24 protein-coding genes are annotated in these 23,719 nt (G+C 68.2%); 8 read left to right on the plus strand and 16 right to left on the minus strand.

The genetic code is table 11. From position 1 onward, the window contains the following. Positions 1-80: 80 nt before the first annotated feature. Both DDZ14_RS01680 and DDZ14_RS01685 read right to left on the minus strand, forming a co-directional pair. The gene (locus DDZ14_RS01680; RefSeq protein ID WP_109423218.1) at positions 81-1,934 is read right to left on the minus strand and encodes an ABC transporter ATP-binding protein/permease; all 1,854 of its coding nucleotides are present in this window, start codon (positions 1,932-1,934) and stop codon (positions 81-83) included. A gap of 62 nt (positions 1,935-1,996) precedes the next feature. Beyond that, positions 1,997-3,400, minus strand: coding sequence for a LysM peptidoglycan-binding domain-containing protein (locus DDZ14_RS01685; RefSeq protein ID WP_109423219.1), 1,404 nt, complete (start codon positions 3,398-3,400; stop codon positions 1,997-1,999). 128 nt (positions 3,401-3,528) lie between these two features. Here DDZ14_RS01685 and DDZ14_RS01690 point away from each other — a divergent pair, with 128 nt between their 5' ends. Then, positions 3,529-4,086, plus strand: a complete 558-nt coding sequence (locus DDZ14_RS01690) for a TIGR00730 family Rossman fold protein (RefSeq protein ID WP_109423220.1) — start codon at positions 3,529-3,531, stop codon at positions 4,084-4,086. Here the strand turns inward: DDZ14_RS01690 and rarD are convergent. The 7 genes from rarD to yajC form a co-directional block, all read right to left on the minus strand. Beyond that, positions 4,023-4,967, minus strand: coding sequence for an EamA family transporter RarD (rarD, locus tag DDZ14_RS01695; RefSeq protein WP_109423221.1), 945 nt, complete (start codon positions 4,965-4,967; stop codon positions 4,023-4,025). The two genes, DDZ14_RS01690 and rarD, sit on opposite strands and share 64 nt — an antisense overlap. A gap of 214 nt (positions 4,968-5,181) precedes the next feature. Then, positions 5,182-5,790, minus strand: a complete 609-nt coding sequence (locus DDZ14_RS01700) for a superoxide dismutase (RefSeq protein WP_109423222.1) — start codon at positions 5,788-5,790, stop codon at positions 5,182-5,184. Between the two features lie 98 nt (positions 5,791-5,888). Next, positions 5,889-6,242, minus strand: coding sequence for an Mth938-like domain-containing protein (locus DDZ14_RS01705; protein WP_109423223.1), 354 nt, complete (start codon positions 6,240-6,242; stop codon positions 5,889-5,891). A gap of 13 nt (positions 6,243-6,255) precedes the next feature. After that, positions 6,256-7,008 (minus strand): TSUP family transporter, encoded by a 753-nt coding sequence (locus DDZ14_RS01710; protein ID WP_233252437.1) that lies wholly within the window; start codon positions 7,006-7,008, stop codon positions 6,256-6,258. Beyond that, positions 7,005-7,976 carry a protein translocase subunit SecF gene (gene secF / locus DDZ14_RS01715; protein WP_109423224.1) on the minus strand — a complete coding sequence of 324 codons (972 nt, stop codon included), beginning with the start codon at positions 7,974-7,976 and terminating at the stop codon, positions 7,005-7,007. Before secF ends, DDZ14_RS01710 begins: the two co-directional genes overlap by 4 nt. A gap of 10 nt (positions 7,977-7,986) precedes the next feature. Further along, on the minus strand, positions 7,987-9,651 hold the full coding sequence (gene secD, locus DDZ14_RS01720; protein ID WP_109423225.1) for a protein translocase subunit SecD: 1,665 nt from the start codon (positions 9,649-9,651) through the stop codon (positions 7,987-7,989). 24 nt (positions 9,652-9,675) lie between these two features. Continuing rightward, positions 9,676-10,008, minus strand: a complete 333-nt coding sequence (gene yajC, locus DDZ14_RS01725; protein ID WP_109423226.1) for a preprotein translocase subunit YajC — start codon at positions 10,006-10,008, stop codon at positions 9,676-9,678. Between the two features lie 191 nt (positions 10,009-10,199). On the opposite strand from yajC, the gene DDZ14_RS01730 reads away from it, so the two are divergent. The 6 genes from DDZ14_RS01730 to DDZ14_RS01755 all read left to right on the plus strand — a co-directional run bounded on the left by DDZ14_RS01730 (position 10,200) and on the right by DDZ14_RS01755 (position 15,874). Then, positions 10,200-10,889, plus strand: a complete 690-nt coding sequence (locus DDZ14_RS01730) for a serine protease (protein ID WP_109423227.1) — start codon at positions 10,200-10,202, stop codon at positions 10,887-10,889. Between the two features lie 180 nt (positions 10,890-11,069). After that, positions 11,070-12,362, plus strand: a complete 1,293-nt coding sequence (serS, locus tag DDZ14_RS01735; RefSeq protein ID WP_109423228.1) for a serine--tRNA ligase — start codon at positions 11,070-11,072, stop codon at positions 12,360-12,362. Positions 12,363-12,398: 36 nt separating this feature from the next. After that, positions 12,399-13,109, plus strand: a complete 711-nt coding sequence (locus tag DDZ14_RS01740) for a hypothetical protein (RefSeq protein ID WP_109423229.1) — start codon at positions 12,399-12,401, stop codon at positions 13,107-13,109. A 93-nt stretch (positions 13,110-13,202) separates the two neighbouring features. Continuing rightward, on the plus strand, positions 13,203-13,988 hold the full coding sequence (surE, locus tag DDZ14_RS01745; protein WP_109423230.1) for a 5'/3'-nucleotidase SurE: 786 nt from the start codon (positions 13,203-13,205) through the stop codon (positions 13,986-13,988). Further along, a complete protein-coding gene (locus DDZ14_RS01750) occupies positions 13,985-14,626 on the plus strand; it encodes a protein-L-isoaspartate(D-aspartate) O-methyltransferase (protein ID WP_109423231.1) in 642 nt (213 codons plus the stop codon). Before surE ends, DDZ14_RS01750 begins: the two co-directional genes overlap by 4 nt. A 72-nt stretch (positions 14,627-14,698) precedes the next feature. Further along, the gene (locus DDZ14_RS01755) at positions 14,699-15,874 is read left to right on the plus strand and encodes a peptidoglycan DD-metalloendopeptidase family protein (protein WP_109423232.1); all 1,176 of its coding nucleotides are present in this window, start codon (positions 14,699-14,701) and stop codon (positions 15,872-15,874) included. A 150-nt stretch (positions 15,875-16,024) separates the two neighbouring features. Here the strand turns inward: DDZ14_RS01755 and DDZ14_RS01760 are convergent, their stop codons facing one another. The 7 genes from DDZ14_RS01760 to DDZ14_RS01790 form a co-directional block, all read right to left on the minus strand. Continuing rightward, positions 16,025-16,864 (minus strand): ATP-binding protein, encoded by an 840-nt coding sequence (locus DDZ14_RS01760; protein WP_109423233.1) that lies wholly within the window; start codon positions 16,862-16,864, stop codon positions 16,025-16,027. Then, positions 16,861-17,814: a twin-arginine translocase subunit TatC gene (gene tatC / locus DDZ14_RS01765; protein WP_109423234.1), complete on the minus strand. Its 954-nt coding sequence runs from the start codon at positions 17,812-17,814 to the stop codon at positions 16,861-16,863. Before tatC ends, DDZ14_RS01760 begins: the two co-directional genes overlap by 4 nt. Next, the gene (gene tatB, locus DDZ14_RS01770; protein ID WP_109423235.1) at positions 17,811-18,428 is read right to left on the minus strand and encodes a Sec-independent protein translocase protein TatB; all 618 of its coding nucleotides are present in this window, start codon (positions 18,426-18,428) and stop codon (positions 17,811-17,813) included. The genes tatC and tatB overlap by 4 nt, the downstream gene beginning before the upstream one ends. Before the next feature lie 23 nt (positions 18,429-18,451). Next, the gene (locus DDZ14_RS01775) at positions 18,452-18,670 is read right to left on the minus strand and encodes a twin-arginine translocase TatA/TatE family subunit (protein WP_109423236.1); all 219 of its coding nucleotides are present in this window, start codon (positions 18,668-18,670) and stop codon (positions 18,452-18,454) included. Between the two features lie 146 nt (positions 18,671-18,816). Further along, entirely contained in the window at positions 18,817-19,941 is a 1,125-nt protein-coding gene (locus DDZ14_RS01780) for an ABC transporter ATP-binding protein (protein WP_109423237.1), read from the minus strand. Between the two features lie 62 nt (positions 19,942-20,003). Next, positions 20,004-21,404: a sodium:proline symporter gene (locus DDZ14_RS01785; RefSeq protein WP_109423238.1), complete on the minus strand. Its 1,401-nt coding sequence runs from the start codon at positions 21,402-21,404 to the stop codon at positions 20,004-20,006. A gap of 94 nt (positions 21,405-21,498) precedes the next feature. After that, the gene (locus tag DDZ14_RS01790; RefSeq protein WP_109423439.1) at positions 21,499-22,278 is read right to left on the minus strand and encodes an SDR family oxidoreductase; all 780 of its coding nucleotides are present in this window, start codon (positions 22,276-22,278) and stop codon (positions 21,499-21,501) included. A 342-nt stretch (positions 22,279-22,620) separates the two neighbouring features. Here DDZ14_RS01790 and DDZ14_RS01795 point away from each other — a divergent pair, with 342 nt between their 5' ends. Next, entirely contained in the window at positions 22,621-23,709 is a 1,089-nt protein-coding gene (locus DDZ14_RS01795) for a Hint domain-containing protein (protein ID WP_109423239.1), read from the plus strand. The last annotated feature ends 10 nt before the right edge of the window (positions 23,710-23,719 follow it).

Here is a 23,719-nt window from a genome sequence, read left to right on the forward strand (position 1 = left end):
TCTTGCATGAAATATCCCGGGGTCCGGGGCAGCGCCCCGGCCTGCGATCCATCGCGGGCAGTGCCGCGGCCGCGGTGCGCTCAGGCGGCGCTCTCGTCCTCGGCTTCCGCCTGCTGGCGGCGCCACATCGCCGCATAGCGCCCGCCGCGCGCCAGCAGCGCCTCATGGGTGCCGCGCTCGCTCACCCGGCCGGCCTCCAGCACCACGATCTCGTCGGCATCCACCACGGTTGAGAGCCGGTGCGCGATGGTGATCACGCTGCGCCCCGCCCCCATCTCGTGCAGGCTGAGCTGGATGTCGCGCTCGGTTTCGGTGTCGAGTGCGCTCGTCGCCTCGTCGAGCAGCAGGATCGGCGGGTTCTTGAGCAGCGTGCGCGCGATGCCCACGCGCTGCTTCTCGCCGCCCGAGAGCTTCAGGCCCCGCTCGCCCACCTGCGTGTCATAGCCCTCCGGCAGCCCGGCGATGAAATCATGGATACGCGCGGCGCGCGCGGCGGCCTCGATCTGGGCTCGTGTCGCGCCCTCGCGGCCATATGCGATGTTGTAGCCGATCGTGTCGTTGAAGAGCACCGTGTCCTGCGGCACGATCCCGATCGCCGCGTGCAGGCTCTCCTGCGTCACGTCGCGCAGATCCTGCCCGTCGATCCGGAGCGCCCCCGAATTCACGTCGTAGAACCGGAAGAGCAGCCGCCCGATGGTGGATTTGCCCGACCCCGACGGCCCGACGATAGCCACCTTGGTGCCCGGCTTCACGGTCAGGTCGATGCCCTTGAGGACCGGCCGCGCCGGGTCGTAGCCGAACACCACCCTGTCGAAGCGGATCTCCCCGCCCGTCACCTCCAGCGGCTTCGCGTCCGGCTTGTCGGTCACATCGGCGGGGCGTTCGAGAAGGTCGAACATCTCGCCCATATCCACCAGCGACTGGCGGATTTCCCGATAGACCGTGCCCAGGAAGTTGAGCGGCATGGTGATCTGGATCATGTAGGCGTTGACCATGACGAAATCGCCCACCGTCAGGCTGCCCGTCTGCACGCCCATCGCCGCCATCACCATCACCGCAACCAGGCCCGAAGTGATCAGCGCGGATTGACCGAAATTCAGCGCCGAAAGCGACCAGGCGGTCTTGAGCGCCGCGGTCTCGTAGCGTTCCATGGCGCTGTCGTAGCGCATCGCCTCGCGCGACTCGGCGCCGAAATACTTGACGGTCTCGAAATTCAGCAGGCTGTCGATGGCCTTCTGGTTGGCGTCGGTATCCTGCCTGTTCATCTCGCGGCGGACCCGCACGCGCCATTCCGTGACCGTGAAGGTGAACCAGATATAGACGGCGATCGTGCCCGCTACCACGGCCAGATACCAGATGTCGAAGACCACGAAGAGGATGACGCCGATCATCATGAGTTCCAGGATCAACGGCCCGATGGAGAAGAGCATGAAGCGCAGCAGGAAGTCGACGCCCTTGACGCCGCGCTCGATGATCCGCGAGAGCCCTCCGGTCTTGCGGGTGATGTGATAGCTCAGCGAAAGCTGGTGCATGTGGCTGAAGGTCTCCAGCGCCAGACGGCGCAACGCGCGCTGGCCGACCCGCGCGAAGATCGCGTCGCGCGCCTGCGCGAAGCCCACCCCCATCAGCCGCGCCACGCCATAGGCCACGGTCAGCCCGACCGCGCCGATGGCCAGCATCCAGGCGGCAGTGTCGGCAGCCTCCTGCGCGGGAGCCAGCGCATCCACCGCCGCTTTGTAGAAAAAGGGCGTGGAGACCGCGACCAGCTTGGACGCGAAGAGCGCCACCAATGCCCAGACCACGCGCCGCTTCACCCATGCCTGCCCCTCGGGCCAGAGATAGGGCGCCACGCGCCGGATGGTGCGCCAGCCGCTGCGCCGTTCCTGCCCTGCATCCGGCGCGTCGCCGTGATCGGATAATCTGTTTCTTCGCATGCCGCTCCTGCCTGCGACAGACCTAGGGCCGGGGACGGGATTTGGCCAGTGCGCCCGGCCGATCAGTCGGCTGGGACCTCGAATATCTGGCCCGGATAGATCAGGTCGGGGTCGCGGATCTGGTCGCGATTGGCCTCGTAGATCCGCACATACTGGAAGCCGTCGCCGTAATTGCGCGTGGAAATCCCCCAGAGCGTGTAACCCGGCTGCACTGTGACCAGCATGACCTGCGGCAGATCGGGGGCAGCCGGCGCGGCGCTCTCGGACGCGGCGGGCGCCTCGGGTTGCTGTGTGGCCGCCTCCGCGGGCGCCGCGCTGCCCGCCGCGGTCATGGCGCGGCGGATATCGGCCACGGATTCGCGCTGGAAGGGCGTCTCGACCCGCGAGGTGACGCTCCCGTCGGTGTCGATCTCGTCGATGCGCAGGCTGTAGACGCCCGCCGCGATGTCGGGCAGCACGCCCTGCCAGGTTCCGTCCGGGGCGATCTCGGCGGTCTTCACGGGCTGGTTGTCCACGTAGATGCGGGCGAAATGCGACGGCCGCCCGCGCCCGGCCAGTGTCACCGCGCCAGCCGCGTCATAGGAAATCGCCTCGATCGAGAGCCGGGTCAGCGCGTCGGGTGCGGGTTCCGGCCCGCCGGGTTGCAGGATGCGCGCGCCGTCACGGCCCGTGAGGATCACGGCAGGCGGACTGGCAGGACGGAGGTCCGGCGGCGCGTCGCCCGGACCACTCGACGTCGCCGCGCCGGGCGCATCCGACATCGCCGCGATCCGGTCGGCCTGCGATCCGTCCGCCCCGGTCCCGTCCCCCGGCACGGCCTGCGATCTCTCCGTTTCGCCCTGCCGGTTCGGCGCGGGCGCGGCGGGCTCCGTGCCGGCCTGCGTCTCGGCGGCGCCGCCGGATGCCACGGCTTCGCCGGCCTCCGGGCGGCCGGCAAGCTGCGTTTCCCCACGCGGGCCGGGGGCCACGATCACCGTGTCGGCAGAAACCATGCGCCGCCCCGCGCCGTCATCCGCGACCAGCGACAAGGCGCGGGGTTGGTCGGAAGGCTCCAGGTCGAAGAGCGCCACGAACCTGCCGTCACGATCGGTATCTGCCTCGGCCATCAGCACGCCATCGACATAGATCTCGACATGGTTCGCGGGACCGGCGCGCCCAGCCACTACCGCCGCGCCGGCGCCATCGACCCGGACCAGGTCGAACTCCGGCAGCCCGCCGGGCCGGGAGTCGTCCTCGACCTCGGGGCTCTCCGCACCGGTCTCCGGCGTGATCCCTGCGGCGGGCTCGGTTGCGGCGGTTTCGTCCCCCGCCACGCCCTGTTCCGGAGCCGGGGCCGGCGCGTCGATGGCGGCGGAGGGCGCTTCTCCCAGTCCGCGGTAATAGACGAAGCCGCCCAGCGCGACCAGCGCGGCCACCGCCGCGGCCGCGATCCATCCGCCTGATGCTTTCCCCGGGCCGAGCGCCATGATCCGTTCTTTCCATCCCGCCCGCCCGGCAAACCTGCGCCGGCGGGTGGCGTATCCTGCAACGGCTTGTGGGAGCTTTGCAACACCGTTATCACGGCACCAGACCCTCCCGAAAGACGAGATGCACCATGCCCCAGCCCCTTCGTTCCGTCTGTGTCTTCTGCGGCTCGCGCACCGGCGACGACCCGGTCTATGCGGAGGCCGCGACGGCTGTCGGCCGGGCGCTGGCGGAAAGCGGCTGGCGGCTGGTCTACGGCGCGGGCGAGGTTGGCATGATGGGTCGCGTCGCGGCCGCGGCACGGGATGCCGGCGGGCAACGGCTGGGCGTGATCCCGGTGCACCTGCTGGAGCGCGAGGCTCCGGGCCGCGACCTGCGCCAGTGCGTGGTCACCGAGAACATGCACGAGCGCAAGAAGGTCATGTTCATGAATGCCGATGCGATCGTCACCCTGCCCGGCGGGCCCGGATCGCTCGACGAGTTCTTCGAGGTCATGACCTGGCGCCAACTCGGGCTGCACGAAAAGCCGATCTACCTGCTCAACATCGGCGGCTACTGGGATCCGCTGGTGGCGCTGATCGACAATATCATCTCGCAGGGCTTCGCCGATCCGGGCTTCCGCGACTACATGCGCGTCGTGCCGGACGTGGCGACGCTGACCGCGCGCCTGCGCGCCGATCTTTCCTGACGCAGGCTCTCCAGCGAATAGAAGCCCAGCGCGACCCAGATCATCGGGAAGGCGATGGCGTGCCAGTCGGTGAAGGGTTCCGCAAAGACCAGCGTGGCGACCAGGAATTGCAGCGTCGGGTTGAGATACTGCACCAGCCCCACTGAGGCCATCGAGAGCCGCTTCGAGGCGTAGGAAAAGAGGATCAGCGGCGTTGCGGTCAAGATACCCGAGGCGGCCAGCAGCAGGCTGTCACGCCAATTCGTGCCGAACCAGGCTCCGGGCCGGTCGACGATCCCGCCCCAGCCCAGCACATGCACGCCCCAGAGCCAAAGCGCCGCGAGCGGCGCAAGCAACAGTACCTCGGTGGTGACCGAGACGACAGGACCGGCGGGCACGCGGCGCTTCATCAGCCCGTACATGCCGAAGGTTCCTGCCAGCACCAGCGACACCCAGGGTGCCACGCCGAGCCCCCAGGTCAGCAGCGCCACCGCCCCGGCCGCCAGCGCCACGGCGAGCCATTTCAGCGCGCTCAGCCGCTCGCCCAGCACGAGGCGCCCCAGCATCACCGACACCAGCGGGAAGATATAATAGCCCAGGCTGGCCTCCACCGCCTGGCCGATCTGGATCGAGAAGATGAAGAAGAACCAGTTGGTGGAGATGAAGAGCCCCGCCGCCGCGACCACCGCCAGCGTGCGGCGATGCGCGAAGATGCGGCCGATCTCGGCCAACCGACCCTGGAGCGCGAGCACCAGCCCGAAGAAAGCCAGCGACCAGAGCGTGCGGTGGCTCAGGACCTCCAGCGGCGGGACATGGGCAATGAGCTTGTAGAACATCGCCGAGAGCCCCCACACCGTGCAGGCCGCCACCATCGCCGCTATGCCCCTGACCGGATCGCTCATCCCGTTCCTCGCATCTCGCCGTCCATAGGCCACGATCGGGCGGCGAAGGCAATCGCAATGCGCGCCTGCGGCGCAGGTCATGGCTTGCGGCCCTGCGGGCCGCGCCGGGGCGCTGCCCCGGACCCCGGGATACTTGCGGCAAGAAGAAGGGGGGCCACGAAAAGGGCCGGCGGTGCGCATCCGCCGGCCCTGGAAGGGTGCGCGGTGGCGGGGGTCAGGCGTTGGAGAGCCGCTCGGCCACGTTTTCCCAGTTCACCAGGTTGTCGAGAAAGTTCTGGAGATAGGCGGGGCGCTTGTTGCGGAAGTCGATATAGTAGCTGTGCTCCCACACGTCGCAGCCCAGGAGCGCGGTCTGGTCGAAGCAGAGCGGGTTCACGCCGTTCTCGGTCTTGGTGACCTTGAGCGTTCCGTCGGCATCGACGACCAGCCAGGCCCAGCCCGAGCCGAACTGCCCGGCGCCGGCGGCGGCGAAGTCGTCCTTGAACTTGTCGACCGATCCGAAGGCGTCCGTGATGCGCGATTCCAGCTCGGAGGGCATCGTGGAGGGGCCGGGCCCCATCATTTCCCAGAACTGGCTGTGGTTCCAGTGCTGCGAGGCGTTATTGAAAATGCCGGTCTGGGCCACGGCGCCGGACTGGTAGGTGCCCTTCACGATCTCCTCCACCGGCTTGCCTTCCCATTCGGTTCCGGCGATCAGCTTGTTGCCGTTGTCGACATAGGCCTTGTGGTGGATGTCGTGGTGATATTCCAGCGTCTCCCTGGACATGTTGGCTTCGGCCAGCGCGTCATGGGCGTAGGGAAGATCGGGGAGTTCGAAAGCCATGGGATTACCTCGTGTCCTGGTGGTTGTCGTTTGCGTCATCCGTTAAGTGGGGCCGGAAGGCGGCGATCGTCAACCCCGCATCCCGGCGCTCGTGGTATTCAGACCGGCATCAGCGCCGCGGCGATGCGCCGCCCTTCGGAGAGCAGCACGTTGTAGCTGCGGCAGGCCGGCGGGGTGGCCATCGCCTCCACGCCGATGCCCGCTTTCTCCAGCCGGGCGCGCAGCGCGGCGGGGACGTGTTCGGTCTCCGCGCCGGTTCCCACGAAGAGAACGTCGATGCGCCCGGAGAGTTCCTCCAGCCGGACGGCGTCGTCCATGCCGCCCCAGCCGGTCACGCCGTCGGGGCGGATCAAGACCGGGCCCTCGACCACCTCACCCCCGATCCGGAAGAATCCGGGGCCGTAGCCGTCCACCGGCAGGCCGCTGTCGAAATGCATCTCGGTCAGTCGCATCGGCATTCCCCCTTCAGCCGAAGAGCGGCAGGCCGCGCAGGGCCGAGGCCGCGATGACAAGATAGGCGACGGCACGGTAGAGCCGCTGCCTCTCGGGTTTGAAGATAGCAGCCCCGGCAATATTGGCAAATGTGTAGGGCAGCGCCAGCACCGCGCCCACGAGAACCGGGGCCGTCCCGACGAGGCCGCTCAGCCCGAAGACCGCCAGCATCAGCAGATCGGTGAGCAGCAGGTAGAGCAGCAGATTGGCCCGGATGGCGGCGGCGGGCAGCGGGCGGGCCATGTAGAGCATGATGGCCGGCGGCCCCGGCAGCCCGGCGCCGCCGGCCAGGACGCCCCCCAACGCGCCGGTGCCGAAGACCAGCGGCCGCGTCATCGCGCCGCGGTAGCGCAACCCGCCGGCGAGCAGCGCGAGCAACAGGAGCGAGATCAGCGAGACCGCGTAGCGGAAGACCTCCGGCGGGACCGCGACCAGGAAGCCGACCCCGAGCGGCAGCCCTGCAAGCGCCCCGAGCCCCAGACGCAGCACATCGCGGGCGTGGCCGTCGCGCAGGGCACGCGGCACGTTGGGCAGCGGCCCGATCAGGTCCATCACCACCAGCGTGGTCAGCGCCCAGACGGGTTCCAGCACCGCGCCGGCGAAGGGCAGATAGACCATCGCCGTGCCGAAGCCCGAGAAGCCGCGCACCAGCCCGCCCAGCGTGACGCCGACCAGAAGCCAGCCCAGCCCGTCCAGCGCCAGGATGGGCTGGAGCGCCGCGATCACGCGTCGATATTGGCGAATTGGGTTCCCGCGCCGCCCGGAGGCTTGGACCAGTCGCGCTTGACGCCCAGCCGCAGCAGGATCGCCGAGGCCACGAAGACCGAGGAGTAGGTGCCGACCACAACGCCCCAGATCATCGCGAAGACGAAGCCGCGGATCACGTCGCCGCCCAGCGCGAAGAGCGCAATCAGCGCGATCAGCGTGGTGACCGAGGTCATCATCGTGCGCGACAGCGTCTCGTTGATCGACATGTTGAGCACCTCCTGCAGGCCGGTCTTCTTGTATTTGCGCAGGTTCTCCCGCACCCGGTCGAAGACCACCACCGTATCGTTGAGCGAGTAGCCCACGATCGTCAGAAGCGCGGCGATGATCGCCAGGTCGAACCGAATCTGGAGCAGGCTGAAGACCCCGATGGTCAGCGTCACGTCATGGATCAGCGCGGCGACCGCGCCCACCGAAAACTGCCATTCGAAACGCAGCCAGATGTAGAAAAGCACCGCACCGATGGCCAGCAGCACCGCGATCACGGCGGACTGGATCAACTCGCCGGAGACCTTGGGGCCGACGCTTTCCACCGAGGGGAAGGTCATGTCCGGGTCGATCGCCTGTTGCAGCACCGCCTCGACCTCGGCGATGGTCTCGGCGGTGACCGCCTCTTCGCCTTCCTGGGCCTGGATGCGGATCATAGTGACATTCTGTTCAGGGCCGAAATTCGGGTCGAAAACCTCGGAGATCGCGACATCGCCCAGCCCCAGGCCGGAGATCGCGTCGCGATAGGCGCCGACATCGACCTCCACGGTGCTCTGGGTGCGGATCGTGGTGCCGCCGCGGAAGTCGATGCCGAAATTGAGGCCCACGACGAAGAAGATCACGATGGATGCCACCATTGCCAGCAGCGAGGCGCCGAAGGTGATCTTCCAATAGCGGAAGAAGTCCCAGTTGGTGGTCTCGGGTACGAGTTTCAGGCGCATCACACTCTCCTCATACCGTGACCGTCCTGGGACGGCGGCGCTCGAACCACAGAATCACGATCAGCCGCGTCACATAGATCGCCGTGAAGACCGAGGTCAGGATCCCCAGCCCCAGCGTGACCGAGAAGCCCCGTACCGGCCCGGAGCCCATCGCGAAGAGGATCACCGCCGCGATCAGCGTGGTGATATTGGCGTCCAGGATCGCCGAGAACGCCTTCTCGTAGCCCAGTTCTATGGCGCGGGCCGGGCCACGGGCGGTCTTCAACTCCTCGCGGATACGCTCGAAGATCAGCACATTCGCATCGACCGCCATGCCGATGGTCAGCACGATCCCGGCGATGCCGGGCAGCGTCAGCGTCGCCCCGATTGCCGAAAGCAGACCGAAGATCAGCGCCACGTTGAAGATCAGCGCCAGATCGGCGAAGAGCCCGAAGAGCCCGTAGGAAAGCGCCATGAAGATCAGCACCCCGGCAAAGGCCACGAGGCAGGCGATGCGCCCGGCCTCGATGCTGTCCTGGCCCAGTTCGGGGCCGATGGTGCGCTCTTCCAGGAAGGTCAGCTCGGCGGGCAGCGCGCCGGCGCGCAGCAGGATCGCAAGCTCGGTCGATTCCTCGACGGTAAAATTGCCGGTGATGATGCCCGAGCCGCCGGGAATGTGCGACTGGATCACCGGGGCCGAGATCACTTCTTCATCGAGCACGATGGCGAAGGGCGAGCCGATATTTTCCGCGGTGTAGTCGCCGAACTTGCGCGCGCCATGCGGATTGAAGCGGAAATTGACCGCCGGGCGGCCGTTCTGGTCGAAGGCGGGCTGGGCGTCCACAAGATCCTCGCCGGTGACGACCGGGGTCTTCTCGAGACGGTAGAACACCCCCTCCTCGTCGAGCGAGGGCAACACGATATTGCCCGGCCCCGGATTGGCCTCGGCGCTGCCGGCGCGGCCCAGAACCGGGTGGAAGGTGAGCTGCGCGGTGGTGCCGATCAGCGCCTTCAGTTCGCCTGCCGAGCCGATGCCGGGCACCTGGATCAGGATGCGGTCGGTCCCCTGGCGCTGGATCGTGGGTTCGCGCGTTCCGACCTCGTCGACGCGGCGGCGGATGATCTCGAGCGACTGCTGGATGGTGCGGTCATCGGTGGCGCGCGCCTCGGCCTCGGTCAGGCGGACGATCAGCGTGTCGCCCTGGCTCGAGACCTCCAGATCGGTGGTGCCGACCCCGGTCAGGCTGACCACAGGCTGAGCCAGCGCGCGCACTTCTTCCAGCGCGGCGGACATGCCCTCGGGGCGCGACAGCCGCACGCGCAGCTCATCCGGCGGACCGTCCTGGCGGCGGATCGTGCCGACCGTGTCGCGCACGTCGCGCAGCGCATCGCGCACTTCGGGCCAGAGCGCATCCATCCGCGCGGCATAGACATCCTCCACCTGCACCTCGGCCAGAAGGTGAGCGCCGCCCCGCAGGTCGAGCCCCAGGCTGACCAGCGACGAGGGCAGCCAGCCCGGCCATTGCGCCAGGTCGGCGCGCAACTCCGGCGTCTCCGGCGCGCCGGACTCCAGCCCGGCGGCGGCGTCGTTATGGGTCTCGACGCGGTTGTAGAACAGGTTGGGCAGCGCCAGCGCGACGCCGAGCGCCACCAGCGCCCAGATCAGCACCCGCTTCCAGATCGGGAAATGCAGCATGGCCGCTCCTGCGCGGGGGATGGATCAGTCGTTCGCGGCGGCCGGTTCGGTCTTCGAGACAACCTGGGCGATGGTCTGGCGCATTACCCGCACCTTGACGCCCGTGGCGATCTCGACCTCGACCTCGTTCTCGTCCTTGACCTTGGTCACCTTGCCGATCACGCCGCCCTGGGTGATCACCTGGTCGCCGCGCCGCAGCGCCTCGACCATCGCCTTGTGCTCCTTAGCCTTCTTCTGCTGCGGGCGGATCAGGAGGAAATACATGATCGCGAATATCAGGATCAGCGGCACGAAGCTGGCGAACGCGCCCCCGGCCCCACCACCGGCGGCCTGAGCGAATGCAGGGGTGACAAGCATATGAGGTCCTCATGTCTAGATGGCGGGGCCGCGCGGACCCCTGCGTGAATTGCGGCGCACCCTAGCCCCCGTCCGGGACCTTGGCAAGGCGGGCTGGCCCCGGCGGCCGGGGCTTCCTTCCGCATGGATTGAGCGCCATATGGGGGACGACCGGCACGCGGTCAATCGGCACAACGCGGCAAGGGGGCGGAATGCGACATTTCGGCAGGGCGGGCATGGCGGCGGCACTCTCGGCAGCGCTCTGGCTCTGGCCCGCGCCGGGCGGGACCGAGGGGCTGGAACCCGCGGGCGCGAGCCGCTGGCCCGCCATCGGCAGGCTCAGCGTCGGCGGGCTGGCGGCACGCGGGTTCTGCACCGGCACGCTGGTCGCGCCCGACCTGGTGCTGAGCGCGGCGCATTGCCTGCGCGGGGTGGACGATCCCGAACGGCTGAGCTTCGCGCCGGGCTGGATCGCGGGCCGCGCGCCCGCCACGCTGCGCGGGGCCGAGATCATCCGCACCGACGGGCCGGGCGGCAGTGGCGACGACATCGTGCTGATCCGGCTGGCGCGGCCGGTTCCGGCCGAACTGGCGCGCCCCTACCCGCTCGCCCCGCCGCCACGAGGCGACGGGCCGCTCGCCATCATCGGCTACAGCCATGCCCGCCCCGATGCGCCCGAAGCGCGCGACGACTGCTACCCGATCGCGCGGCAGGGCGTGCTGCTGGGCCTCTCCTGCCCGGTGGTGGCGGGCAATTCCGGCGCCCCGGTGCTGGTGCGCCACGACGGGGGCTGGCACGTGGTCGCGGTGATCCGCAGCCGTTTCGCGGTGATGGAACGCGCCGCCGCCATCGCCGTGATCCCGCCCGAAAGCTTCCGACGCCGCGCCGCCGGGCGGGATTGAACGACCGCGGCAGCCTCACCTGGATCCGCAACATCTGGCCTTGCGCGAACCCGCCTCCGTTGCCCCGCCTCAGGTCGCCGCGAGGCCGCCTTCCCGCACATCGCAACCCTGGCCTACACCCCGCGGAAAATCTGGTGCATAAGGCGGGCAGCGACTCAAACAACCCGATGGCCCGCCCCCATGCACGACATCCGCCTGATCCGCGAGAACCCCGCCGCCTTCGACGCCGCGCTGGAACGCCGGGGGCTGGCGCCCGTATCGGCCGACATTCTGGCGCAGGACGAGGCGCGGCGCGCGCGCATCCACGCCGCCGAGACCACGCAGGCCGAACAGAACGCGGCCTCCAGGAAGGTCGGCGCCGCCAAGGCCGCCGGCGACGAGGCGGAATTCGAGCGCCTGCGCGCCACGGTCTCCGAGAAGAAGGCCGAGGTGGCGGCGATGCAGGCCGAGGCCAAGGACCTCGACCAGCAGCTTGCCGCCACGCTGATGGGCCTGCCCAACCTGCCGCTCGACGACGTGCCCGACGGCGCCGACGAGACAGAGAATGTCGAGCTCTACCGCCGCGGCACGCCGCGCGATTGCGATTTCACCCCGGTCGAGCATTTCGAGATCGCCGGCGTGAAGCCCGGCATGGATTTCGAGACCGCGGCAAAACTCTCGGGCTCGCGCTTCGTCGTGCTTTCGGGCGCGGTGGCGCGCATCCACCGGGCGCTGGCGCAATTCATGCTCGACACCCATATCGAGGAGAACGGCCTCACCGAGACCTGGACGCCGGTTCTGGTGCGCGACGAAATGATGTACGGCACCGGGCAGCTTCCCAAATTCGGCGAGGACAGCTACCGCACCACCAACGGCTGGTGGCTGGTGCCCACCGCCGAGGTGACGCTGACCAATATCGTCAACGGCCTGATCGTGGAGGAAGGCACCCTCCCCCGCCGCTACGTGGCCCACACCCAGTGTTTCCGCTCCGAGGCCGGCAGCGCGGGCAAGGACACCGCCGGCATGCTGCGCCAGCACCAGTTCGAGAAGGTCGAGATGGTGTCGGTCACTCATCCCGACCACAGCCGGGCCGAGCTCGACCGCATGACAGGCTGCGCCGAAGGCATCCTCGACCGGCTGGACCTGCCCTATCGCACCGTGGTGCTCTGCACCGGCGACATGGGCTTCGGCGCGCGGCGCACCCATGATATCGAGGTCTGGCTGCCCGGCCAGGACACCTATCGCGAGATCAGCTCGGTCTCGCTCTGCGGCGATTTCCAGGCCCGGCGGATGAACGCGCGCTTCAAGCCCGCCGGCGGCGGCAAGCCGGAATACCTGCACACGCTCAACGGATCGGGCCTGGCTGTCGGGCGTTGCCTGATCGCGGTGCTGGAGAACGGCCAGCAGGCGGACGGGTCGGTGAGCTTGCCGAACGCGCTGGCGCGCTATCTTGGCGGCAAGACCACGCTGACGCCCGAGGGCGCGCTCGCCTGAGCCGCGCGTGGGCGCGGCCCGCTAAAAGGGGAACCGATGGTGCGCATGAAGGCGATTTTCCTGCTGGTGGCGGCGCTGCTCTTCGCGGCCGCGCCGACGATCTATCCGGGATTCAAGGGGATCGACCCGCAGTTTTATCCCAACCCGCAGGCCGACCCGCCGATTGTGCCCGCGGGTTACGCCTTCGCGATCTGGGGGCTGCTCTATCTGTGGCTCATCCTGCATGCGGGCTTCGGGCTGCTCAACCGGTCGGACGATCCGGGCTGGGACAGGGCGCGCTGGCCGCTGATCGTCAGCCTGACGCTGGGCAGCGTCTGGCTGGGCGTGGCGATGCGGGCGCCTCTCCAGGCGACGGCGCTGATCTGGGTGATGCTGGCCGGCGCATTGATCGCGCTCTTCGCGGCCGCGCGGGTCGGCGACCGCTGGTGGTTCTCGATACCGCTGGGGCTCTATGCCGGGTGGCTGACGGCGGCAAGCTGGGTGGCGCTGGGGCTGAGCGGCGCGGGCTACGGGCTGATCTTCGGCGAGACCGGATGGGCGGTGGCGGCGCTTCTCGGCGCGCTGGGCATGGCCGCGCTTGTGCAGTCCCGGTTGCCGCAGGCCCCAAGCTACGGACTGGCGGTGATCTGGGCGCTGGCGGCCATCGTGGCAGGCAACGCCGGCGAGGCGCCCGCCATCGCCGCGCTCGCGGGGCTGGGCGCGCTGGCGCTGGCCGGACTCCTGATCCGGCAGCGCCTCGCCGCCTGACGAAGGCCCGCGCGCGCCTGCCCGGCACGCGAAGGCTGGACCTGCCCCGGCGCAGGCGATACACCGCCAAGGACGGGCACCAGCAGGACATCCATGCGCATTCTCATCACCAATGACGACGGCATCAACGCCCCCGGTCTGGAGGTGCTCCATGGCATCGCCACGGACCTGGCCGGCCCGGACGGCGAAGTCTGGACCGTTGCGCCCGCCTTCGAGCAGTCGGGTGTGGCGCATTGCATCTCCTACACCCATCCCACGATGATCGCCGAGCTGGGCGCGCGGCGTTTCGCCGCCGAGGGCTCGCCGGCGGACTGCGTTCTGGCAGGGCTCCACGACGTGCTGTCGGACGGGCCGCCGGACCTGGTCCTCTCGGGGGTCAACCGGGGCAACAACGCGGCCGAGAACGCGCTCTATTCCGGCACGATCGGCGGTGCGATGGAAGGCGCGTTGCAGGGCATGCGGTCAATCGCGCTCTCGCAATATTACGGCCCCGGCAACTACGCGCTCGACGATCCGTTCGAGGCCGCCCGCGCCCACGGCGCGCAGCTTGTCCGCGACTTGCTCGAGAAGGGCATCTGGCAGGACCGCGAATACGGCGTCTTCTACAACGTCAATTTCCCGCCCGTGGCCGCCCAGGACGTCAAGGGAACGCGGATCAGCCGCCAGGGCTACCGGCATGACGTGAATTTCACGGTCGATGTGCATTACTCGCCCTCGGGGCGCAAGTTCCTGTGGGTCAAGGGCGGGCCGCAGCACACGCCGACCGCGCCGGGCACCGATGCCGCGGTCAACCTGGAGGGCTTTATCTCCGTCACCCCGATGCGCGCCGATCTCACCGCGCATGAGGTGATCGACACCCTGGCCGAGAGGTTCGGATGACCACCAACGCGGAGCGGAAGATGCGCTTTCTCTACGCGCTCCGCTCCAGGGGCGTCACCGACGCCCGCGTCCTGACGGCGATGGAGACTGTGGATCGGCGCGCCTTCGTGCGCGGGCTGTTCGCGGAACGCGCCGAGGAGGACATGCCGCTGCCCATCGCCTGCGGCCAGACGATCAGCCAGCCTTCGGTCGTCGGGCTGATGACCCAGGCGCTTCAGGTCACGCCGCGCTGCAAGGTGCTGGAGGTGGGGACCGGCTCGGGCTATCAGGCGGCGATCCTCAGCCAGCTCGCGCGGCGCGTCTACACCGTGGACCGGCACCGCCGGCTGGCCAACGAGGCGCGCAACGTCTTCGAACGCCTCGGGCTGACCAATATCACCGTCATCGCCACCGATGGCAGCTTCGGCTTGCCCGAACAGGCGCCCTTCGACCGCATCATCGTGACTGCCGCCGCGGAGGATCCGCCCGGTCCCCTCTTGGCGCAACTGCGCGAGGGCGGTATCATGGTGGTGCCGGTGGGCCAATCCGACGCGGTCCAGAGCCTCATAAAGGTCGTGCGCACTGCCGAGGGGTTCGACTATACCGAATTGCGCACCGTGCGTTTCGTACCGCTGGTCGAGGGCATGGCGTCAGACTGAACCGGAACCGGCAGGAACAAGGTCCGAAACAAGGGGCCGGCCAAAACCGAGAGCGTATCGAGGAGCGAGCAGATGCCCACGACCACCGCCCGTCACACATTCCGCCTTGTCGCAAGCGTAGCTGTCGCCGCACTTCTGGCCGGCTGCGAGGAGCAATACGATTTCTCCAATCTGGGGCCGGGGCTCAACAACCCCTATGGCGGCTCGCCCAGCGTGGAAACCGCCCCGCGGCCCGAAGCCGACACCCGCGGTCTGCTCAGCTATCCGGGTTACCAGATGGTCGAGGCCCGCCGCGGCGACACGGTGGCCGACGTGGCCGCCCGGATCGGCATGCCCGCCGGAGAACTGGCACGCCATAACGGGCTGCAGCCGGAATACGAATTGCGCGAGGGCGAGATCCTGGCCCTGCCCCGCCGGGTCCAGACTGCGGGCGGCGCAGACATCACCTCCATCGCGTCGAGCGCCATCGACGAGGCCGACCGGAGCCGGCCCGCCGCCGCCGGACAGCCCGGCGCAACGCCGGGCGCCCAACCGCTGCGCCACCGCGTGGCGCGGGGCGAGACGGCCTTTTCGATCGCGCGGCTCTACAATGTCTCGGTCCGCTCGCTGGCGGACTGGAACGGGCTGGGGCCCGATCTCGACGTGCGAGAGGGCCAGTACCTTCTGATCCCGGTCGCCGCGTCCGGCGCCACGCGCCAGGCCGCTGCCGTCACCACCCCGCCGGGTCAGGGCAGCCCCACGCCGGTGCCGCCCAGCGCCTCGAAACCGCTGCCGCGCGAGGTGGAAACCGCAACCCTGCCCGCCTCGCCCCAGCTTGACCAGTACCAGACCGACCAGCAGGACGGCGGGACCGCCACGGCTGCCGCGCCAACCCCGAAACCCAAGCCCGAACCCACCGACACGGCCCAATTCCTGCGCCCGGCGCGGGGCGAGGTGATCCGCGGATACGGCAGCGGCAATGACGGCATCGACATCGCCGCGCCCGCGGGCAGCCCCGTGCAGGCCGCGGACAACGGCAAGGTCGCGCTGATCTCGAAATCCGTGGGCAAGAGCACAATCGTGCTCGTTCGCCATGACGAGAACGTCTACACCGTCTATTCCAACGTGGTGGATGTGCCGCTGAAGAAGGGCGACAGCGTCTCCCGCGGCCAGACCGTCGGCAAGGTCGCCTCGGGCAGCCCCAGCTTCGTGCATTTCGAGGTGAGGCGCGGGACCGAGGCCATCGACCCCGATCCGTTCCTGAACTGACGGGCCGCTCTCGATTTCATAGCATGTTGCACTCGATCCGAACGATCACGCCCCGGCTTCAGAGCCGGGGCGCGGAGGCCTCCGAATCGCCAGCCCGTCCGGGACCGGTCCGACAATCCCGCCGCCGCAGTCCCGCAGCTTGCCCGAGCCTCAGACGCGGACGCCGCGCCGGCCCGCCAGATCGGTGAAATACTGCCAGGCGACCCGGCCGGAGCGCGCACCGCGCGTCTGCTGCCACTCGATGGCCTCGGCGTGCAGCGTCTCGTCGTCGATCTTGACCCCGTAGGCCGCGCAATACCGGCGGATCATTTCCAGATAGGCGTCCTGATCGCAGGGATGGAAGCCCAGCCACAGCCCGAATCGGTCCGACAGCGAGACCTTTTCCTCCACCGCCTCGGAGGGGTTGATCGCGGTTGAGCGTTCGTTCTCGATCATGTCGCGCGGCATCAGGTGGCGGCGGTTCGAGGTGGCATAGAAGACCACGTTCTCGGGCCGCCCCTCCACGCCGCCATCGAGCACCGCCTTGAGCGACTTGTAATGGCTGTCGTCATGCCCGAAGGAAAGGTCGTCGCAAAAGAGCACGAAACGCGCATCGGCACCGCGCAGCAGGTTCAGCAGGCGACCGATCGAGGGCAGATCCTCGCGCAGCACCTCCACCAGTTTCAGCGTCGGCGCATCCGTCGCGACGCTGGCATGCACCGCCTTGACCAGCGACGACTTCCCCATCCCGCGCGCGCCCCACAGGAGCGCGTTGTTGGCCGGCAGACCGCTCGCGAAATGCCGGGTATTTTCCAGAAGCGTGTCCGCCGCCCGGTCGATGCCGACCAGCAGTTCCAGCGGAATGCGGTTGACCTTCTCCACCGGCGCCAGCCGATCCGGCGCGGTGTGCCAGACGAAGGCCTCCGCGGTGGCGAAATCCGGCGCGGCGGCGGCGGGCGGGCTGATGCGTTCCAGCGCCTCCGCGATCCGAGTCAGCGCCACGTCGCTCATGACTTGCCGGGGTCCCCGCCCGGATCGGCGTCGGGATCGAACTCCTCGCCCAGTTCGTAATCTTCGTCGGAACCTTCCCCGTCGTCATCGTCGTCGTCGAAGTTGAACTCGTCCGGGTCGATGCCCTGGGCGCGCAATTCCGCGTCGCGCTTAGCCTCCACCCGGCGCACCAGCCAGATCGACACCTCGTAGAGCCCGTAGACGACCACGAACAGGATCACCTGCGTGATGACATCCGGCGGCGTGACCAGCGCGGCGAGCACCAGGATGCCGACCACCGCGTATTTGCGCACATTGCCCAGCCCCTCGGAACTCACCAGCCCCGCCTTGCCCATCAGCGTCAGCAGCACCGGAAGCTGGAAGCAGAGCCCGAAGGCCACGATGAACTTGATCGTGAGGTTGAGATATTCCTGCGCCGAGCCCTGAAAGACGACACTGAGCGGCGCGGCAGCCTGCGGATCGCCCTCGGGCAGCGCCTCGCCGCCAGTGCCGAACTGCTGGAAGCCCAGGAAGAAATCATAGGCCAGCGGCGTCACCACGTAGAAGGCGAAGGCCGCGCCGAGGAAAAACATGAAGGGCGACGCGATCAGGAAGGGCAGGAACGCACCCTTCTCGGATTTGTAGAGCCCTGGCGCCACGAAACGCCACATCTGGTTGGCAATGTAAGGGAAGGCCAGGATGAACCCGCCCAGGAGCGACACCTTGATCGCGACGAAGAAGCCCTCCTGCGGGGAGATGAAGATCAGGTCGCAATCCTGCCCGCGCTCGGCCAGTTCCTGGCAGAGCGGCGCGGTTAGGAAATTGAAAATCGGTGTCGCCACGGTGAAGCAGATCACCATGCCGATGATGAAGGCCACAAGCGAATGGATCAGGCGGTTCCGCAGCTCGGCCAGATGCTCGATCAGCGGCGCGCTGGTGCCTTCAAGCTCATCGTCTGCGCGCTCGCTCATGATGCGTCATCGGCCTTCGTGGCAGCGCGTTTTTTCGCCGCCGGTTTCTTCGCCGCGTTCGTGCCGGCGCCCGCACCCGCCGTCTTGCCCCTGGCGGCCGGTTTCTTCGCGGATTTCCGCGCCGGGGTTGCGGTCTTGGAAGCGGATTTGGCGCCTGCCTTGCCGCTCGCCGGCGCAGCCTTAGGCGTGGCGCCGGCCTTCTCGGCCTCGGCCGCCTTGGCCTCGGCGTCCAGCCGGGATTGCGCGGTCCGGGCGGAATGTTCCTCGATCTTGCGCTTGGCCTCGGCGCGCGCCTCCGACAGCTTCTTGGAGTCGGCGCTCTCGGCCTTCTCCTCGTTGGGCATGTCGTTGCTCTCGAGACTCGACAGATCGCGCAGCGCGTCCATTCCCATCGCGCGGGGCGACGTCATCGAGCGCAGGTCGGACGCGACATCCCGCATGCCGGTCTCGTCGGCGGCCTCGTTCATGGAGCGCTGGAAGTCGCGCGCCATGGACCGGATCTGCGCGGTGAACCGGCCCAGGGCACGGAACATACCCGGCAGATCGTTCGGCCCCACCACGATCAGCGCGACGATGCCGATCAGCAGAAGCTCGGTCCAACCGATGTCAAACATTTGCGGGTCCGTCTATGCGGCCCTCAGGCCTTGTCTTTTTCGGTCTCGGGGGTGACGTCGCGCGCCTCTTCCGAGGCACTGGCGTCGTCGATTTCCTTCTTGCCGTCCGACACGCCCTTCTTGAAGGCGGTGATGCCCTTGCCGACCTCACCCATCAGCGACGATATCTTGCCGCGGCCGAAGAGCACGAGTACCACCACCGCAATCAGAAGCAGGCCGGGTAGCCCGATATTGTTGAGCATGAACTCTCTCCCTTGTGCGGGCCGGCGCGGTGATGCGCGCAGCCCAAATCATCATCCAACACATTTATTGACTATGAGGCGGAGATCAAAGCCCCAATCCGCCCCTGTTACAGATTTCTTCGCTGCGGTCCGCGCCGGGGCCCCCCTCACTCGGCAGCGCGGCCGTAGGGATCCACCACGCGGCTCTGCACGCGGCAGGGCATGACGAAGCAGCGGTCGCGGCGCATCGACAGCCAGAGCGGCGTACCCGGCGCGGGCAGAAACACCGCCGGCACGGTCGCCTTCAGCCGCGAACCGTCGAAATCCATCACAAACTCTACCAGGCTTTCGGAGCCCATGAACCGGGCGCGCTCCACGGTGCCGCGCGCGGCGGTGCCGTCGCGGGGCGTGGGGTTGGGTCCGCGCCCGCCGCGGTCGAAATCCATCTTCAGGTGCTGCGGGCGGATGATGATCTCGACATCGGTTCCGTCCACCATGCCCGGCGTCAGGAAGAGCCCGAAGGGCGTTTCCACCTGCATGTTCTTAACATTGCCGTGTATCACATTGATATCAGAAAAGAAAGCGGCGGCCTCCTTGTCCACGGGATTGTTGTAGATGTTGTAGGGCGCACCGCGCTGCACGATCCGGCCGGCGCGCATCAGCGCGATCTCGTCGGCCATGCGCATCGCCTCGTCGGGCTCGTGGGTCACGAGCAGAACGGCCGTGCCCTCGTCCTTCAGCACCTCCAGGGTCTGGTCGCGGATCTCGTCGCGCAGCCGGTTGTCGAGCCCCGAGAAGGGTTCGTCCATCAGCATGATGCGCGGCCGCGGGGCGAGCGCGCGGGCGAGTGCGACGCGCTGCTGTTCGCCCCCGGACAATTGGTGGGGAAAGGCGTCGACATATTTCTCCAACTCCACCCGACCCAGCAAGTCGAGCACGCGGGCCCGGCGCGCGGCCCTGGGACCGCTCAGCCCGAAGGCCACGTTCTCGCCGACGCTCAGATGCGGGAAGAGCGCGAAATCCTGGAACATCATGCCGACAGAACGGCGTTCGGGCGGGATACGGTGGACGGTGTCGCAGACCAGCTTGCCGTCGATCCAGATCTCGCCCTTGTCCTGCATCTCAACGCCAGCGATGGCGCGCAGCGTGGTGGATTTGCCGCAGCCCGAAGGCCCCAGCAGGCAGGTCACCTGCCCAGGCATCACCGTCAGCGACACATCGTCCACGACCGCGCGGCCGTCATAGCTGCGCGACAGGTTCCTGACTTCCAGCCGTGGCGTCTGGGTGCTCACGTCTATGCCGATGCTCCGCCGTTTCCCGATAGAAATAATCGGTTAAAGGCGGATTACCAGCCTCAACCGCCCCCGGCAAGTCCGCTCTGACGGCTCGAGCCGGCCCAGCAGGCCACAAAACCGGCAAGCAAAACCACGGCGCAGATCCACAGGAGCTGCTCGTATTTATGGGCCTCGGGCAAGATCGCCGCCAGCGCCGCGCTATCGCGCAGGAAATAGGCGACGGCACCGGCCAGCGCCGCACCGAATGCCGCCAGATAGGCCCAGAGCGCCACGCGCCGCCTGAGCGCCAGCCCGAATACCAGGACCGGCGTGAGGAAGAGCGAGGCCGTGCCCGAAACCGCGACCGCGTCGAAAAGCGTCGAGTTGCCCCAGAGCGTGAGCCCCGCCCCGGCCAGCGCGAAACCTGCCATCGCCACGCGCCCGCCCATCAGGCTGCGCGGCAGGAGGCGCAATTCCTCGACCACCAGCCGGGAGGCCGAGGCCAGCGCCGAATCGAGCGTCGAGAGCGCCGAGACCGCCAGCGACGCGACCAGAAGGAAATAGACCCCCGGCCCGAACATACCCTGCCAGGTGCCCAGAAGCTGGCCCTCATAGGGCGCCCCCGCGATGGAGGCCTGCACCCCAAAAAGGCCGAAGAAGAAGATGCAGAGCGCGGAAATCCAGAACGCATGGGTGAAGCTGCGCCGGGTCGTCGCCGGATCGGCCAGAAAGCCGCGATCCATCATCACCGGGTCATGCGCGGGGTAGGAGAAGACCTGAAGGAACGCCACCGCCAGCAGGATCCAGCCCGGCCCGGTGCCGCTCGCGCCCGGCGCACTCAGAACCGCGGAGACGGAAAAGCCGGGCGCCAGCAGCAGCGCCGGAAGCGCCAGCGCGAAGACCACCAGGAAAAGCCCCATCTGCACGACATCCGTGCGCAGAGAGGCACGCAACCCGCCCAGCGCGGAATAGACCAGCGCCAGCCCGGTGACCGCCCAGACCGCCGCCGCCTCGGCCCCGGCGACCTCGGGAAGGGCGGCGCGCACGATCAGCCCCACGACCAGCAGATTGGCGAAGACCTCCGACAGAAGCCGCAGGCCGATCACGGCGTTATAGGCCGTCACGCCGGCGGCACCGTAGCGCGCCGAAAGCCAGCCCTGAAGCGACCGCCCGCCCTGCGCGCGGACCCGTGCCACGATATAACCGCCGGTCAGGAAGGAGCCGTAATAGGCGGTATAGGCCAGAACCCCCGGCAGGCCGTAGAAGTAGCCCAGGATCGCAGCGTTCATCAGCGAACGCGCGAAAATCCAGGTCGTCACCTGGGAAAATACGAGCGTCCAGAGCCCCGGCGCGTCGCCCCCCGCATCGCGCCCGGCAAAGAAGCCGTCGATCGAGACGCGCCGCGGCGACACGGCGATGCTCAACACCGCGATCCCCGCGAAAAGTGCCACCAGCGGGGCGGCCTGAAAAAGCACATCCATTTGTATTTTCCCTCGAAATAAGCCTGACTGGAAAACGCCTAGCACCCGGCGCGGGGCGCGCCAACTGCCCTTGACGATAAGTTGATGGGCGATGTCAGAGCGTCGCATTCACCGCGCCGCCGTCCAGCAGGACGTTCTGGCCCACGATGAAACCGGCCTGGTGCGAGCAGAGGAAAGCGCAGGCCGCGCCGAATTCCTCGGGCGTGCCGTAGCGCCCGGCGGGGATCGTCTCGCACCGGCGGGCCCTGGCGTCGTCCAGACCGATGCCTTCGCGCTCCGCCACGGCGCTGTCGAGCGCCACCGCCCGGTCCGTCGCATGGATGCCGGGCAACAGGTTGTTGATCGTGACCCCGGCGCGCGCCACCTGCCGCGCGGTGCCCGCGACATAGCCGGTCAGCCCCGCCCGAGCAGTGTTCGAGAGGCCAAGCGCCGGGATCGGCGCCTTGACCGATTGCGAGGTGATGTTGACCACCCTGCCCCAGCCGCGCGACATCATGCCCGGCAGCACCGCCTTCATCAGCGCGATCGGCGCCAGCATGTTCGCGTCGAGCGCGGCGATGAAATCCGCACGCTCCCAATCGTACCACATGCCCGGCGGCGGCCCCCCGGCATTGGTCACCAGGATATCGGGCGCGGGACAGGCCGCCAGCAGCGCCGCGCGCCCCTCTTCGGTCGTGACATCGGCGGCGACGGGGGTAACGGTCACGCCATGCGCGGCGGCGATCTGCGCGGCGGCGGCCTCCAGCGCGGGTGCCCCGCGCGCGTTCATCACCAGATCGACCCCCTCGGCCGCCAGCGCCTCGGCGCAGCCGCGTCCGAGCCCTTTCGACGACGCACAGACGATTGCCGTCCTGCCCTTCAGTCCCGTTTCCATCCGCACCTCCCGTGCTTGTCCGGTCCGGTCCAGCCGATACCATTCCCGCATGGCGACGGAAAGTCCCGGCCGATTCGGTGGCCCCGGCGGACCCGCCCGGCGATTGGGGACGGGATGCCGTAATGGTCCAACCGAATTCGGACAACTGTTTAGGTATTGGCGACAATTAACTGAAATAAAATGGTTTTTAAAGATAGATGGTTTACACACTAATGTTCACGAATTAGTGTTTTCGTGTAACGGGGCGTAGGTGTGCGTCAGGGGTGGACGGGATGCATGCTGGGTGCATCCCGCCTGTCGCCCCGAGGAGACCGCCCCGCCCGTAATCGAGTTTCGAGTCCCATGACAAACACGTTCAATCCCGGCCTGACGCCCAGCTATTCCTGCCATGTCTTCGCCGCGGAAGACCTGACCGTGACCGCCGGTGCCTGCGAGGGCGATCCGCTTTGCAGCTTCGCCGAGGTCTGCCCGGGCGATATCTACATGCTCAACCCCGGCGCGGACCCGGTGCATCTGGCGGTGCGCGACCGCGACGCGGCCAGCCATTGCGGCGACCGGTTCATGGCCTGCTCGGCACATGGCCACAGCATTGCCACGGGGTCCGAATTGGGCCATCCCGGCGACGCGGTCACGCTCGATGCACGCTACACGTTCATGTCTGCCGAAGGCGACACGGTGGAGATCCTGCTCCTCTCGTTCGCGCCGCGCCCCGGTCCGCGGCCGGCCTCGCTGCATTTCCTGCCGCTCGCACCGGTCGCGCCGGGCATCGCCTATACGCTGATCCGCACCGATGCCGACCCCGGCCATGTCCGGCTAAGCGACATCACCTCCGTCGCCTTCACGCGCGGCACGCGGATCACGCTGGCGGGCGGCGAACAGCGCGCCGTCGAATACCTGATGCCGGGCGATTGCGTGCTGACTCGCGATCACGGCGCACAGCCGCTGCGCTGGGTCGGGCGGCGCCGGGAACGCGCCATCGGCCCCTACGCCCCGGTGGTGATCAGCAAGGGCCTGCTGGGCAACGCCGCCGATCTGATCGTCAGCCAGCATCAGCGCATCTTCATCTATCAGCGCGGCCCGGACCGGGTGACGCCCACCGCCGAGGCGCTGGTCAAGGCCAAGTATCTGGTCAACGACGAGACGGTCTTCATCCGCAACGGCGGCTATGCGGAGTATTTCCACCTCGTCTTCGACCGGCACGAGATCATCTATGCCGAATGCATCCCGACCGAGAGCCTGCTGGTCAACGAGCGCACGCTCTCCAGCCTGCCCGAGGAAATGGCCGGAGAGGTGGCGCACACCCTGCCCCGCCCCTGCCACCGGCCGCATGCCGGGACCGAGGCCAGCCGCGAGATGCTGTCGCGGATCGGCGTGAACACGGTGCTGGGCCGGGCCCCGCGCCGGCGAGAGCCCGACCGCCACGACGGTTGAGCCTTGCTCA

It is taken from the genome of Maritimibacter sp. 55A14, from assembly GCF_003122205.1.
GTDB lineage: Bacteria > Pseudomonadota > Alphaproteobacteria > Rhodobacterales > Rhodobacteraceae > QEYE01.

What these genes read in the sequence shown, in the direction of transcription:
- DDZ14_RS01680 (WP_109423218.1), bottom strand. Translation starts at nt 1,934, where the DNA reads ATGCGAAGAAACAGATTATCCGATCACGGCGACGCGCCGGATGCAGGG.
- DDZ14_RS01685 (WP_109423219.1), bottom strand. Translation starts at nt 3,400, where the DNA reads ATGGCGCTCGGCCCGGGGAAAGCATCAGGCGGATGGATCGCGGCCGCG.
- DDZ14_RS01690 (WP_109423220.1), top strand. Translation starts at nt 3,529, where the DNA reads ATGCCCCAGCCCCTTCGTTCCGTCTGTGTCTTCTGCGGCTCGCGCACC.
- rarD (WP_109423221.1), bottom strand. Translation starts at nt 4,967, where the DNA reads ATGAGCGATCCGGTCAGGGGCATAGCGGCGATGGTGGCGGCCTGCACG.
- DDZ14_RS01700 (WP_109423222.1), bottom strand. Translation starts at nt 5,790, where the DNA reads ATGGCTTTCGAACTCCCCGATCTTCCCTACGCCCATGACGCGCTGGCC.
- DDZ14_RS01705 (WP_109423223.1), bottom strand. Translation starts at nt 6,242, where the DNA reads ATGCGACTGACCGAGATGCATTTCGACAGCGGCCTGCCGGTGGACGGC.
- secF (WP_109423224.1), bottom strand. Translation starts at nt 7,976, where the DNA reads ATGCGCCTGAAACTCGTACCCGAGACCACCAACTGGGACTTCTTCCGC.
- secD (WP_109423225.1), bottom strand. Translation starts at nt 9,651, where the DNA reads ATGCTGCATTTCCCGATCTGGAAGCGGGTGCTGATCTGGGCGCTGGTG.
- yajC (WP_109423226.1), bottom strand. Translation starts at nt 10,008, where the DNA reads ATGCTTGTCACCCCTGCATTCGCTCAGGCCGCCGGTGGTGGGGCCGGG.
- DDZ14_RS01730 (WP_109423227.1), top strand. Translation starts at nt 10,200, where the DNA reads ATGCGACATTTCGGCAGGGCGGGCATGGCGGCGGCACTCTCGGCAGCG.
- serS (WP_109423228.1), top strand. Translation starts at nt 11,070, where the DNA reads ATGCACGACATCCGCCTGATCCGCGAGAACCCCGCCGCCTTCGACGCC.
- DDZ14_RS01740 (WP_109423229.1), top strand. Translation starts at nt 12,399, where the DNA reads ATGGTGCGCATGAAGGCGATTTTCCTGCTGGTGGCGGCGCTGCTCTTC.
- surE (WP_109423230.1), top strand. Translation starts at nt 13,203, where the DNA reads ATGCGCATTCTCATCACCAATGACGACGGCATCAACGCCCCCGGTCTG.
- DDZ14_RS01750 (WP_109423231.1), top strand. Translation starts at nt 13,985, where the DNA reads ATGACCACCAACGCGGAGCGGAAGATGCGCTTTCTCTACGCGCTCCGC.
- DDZ14_RS01755 (WP_109423232.1), top strand. Translation starts at nt 14,699, where the DNA reads ATGCCCACGACCACCGCCCGTCACACATTCCGCCTTGTCGCAAGCGTA.
- DDZ14_RS01760 (WP_109423233.1), bottom strand. Translation starts at nt 16,864, where the DNA reads ATGAGCGACGTGGCGCTGACTCGGATCGCGGAGGCGCTGGAACGCATC.
- tatC (WP_109423234.1), bottom strand. Translation starts at nt 17,814, where the DNA reads ATGAGCGAGCGCGCAGACGATGAGCTTGAAGGCACCAGCGCGCCGCTG.
- tatB (WP_109423235.1), bottom strand. Translation starts at nt 18,428, where the DNA reads ATGTTTGACATCGGTTGGACCGAGCTTCTGCTGATCGGCATCGTCGCG.
- DDZ14_RS01775 (WP_109423236.1), bottom strand. Translation starts at nt 18,670, where the DNA reads ATGCTCAACAATATCGGGCTACCCGGCCTGCTTCTGATTGCGGTGGTG.
- DDZ14_RS01785 (WP_109423238.1), bottom strand. Translation starts at nt 21,404, where the DNA reads ATGGATGTGCTTTTTCAGGCCGCCCCGCTGGTGGCACTTTTCGCGGGG.
- DDZ14_RS01790 (WP_109423439.1), bottom strand. Translation starts at nt 22,278, where the DNA reads ATGGAAACGGGACTGAAGGGCAGGACGGCAATCGTCTGTGCGTCGTCG.
- DDZ14_RS01795 (WP_109423239.1), top strand. Translation starts at nt 22,621, where the DNA reads ATGACAAACACGTTCAATCCCGGCCTGACGCCCAGCTATTCCTGCCAT.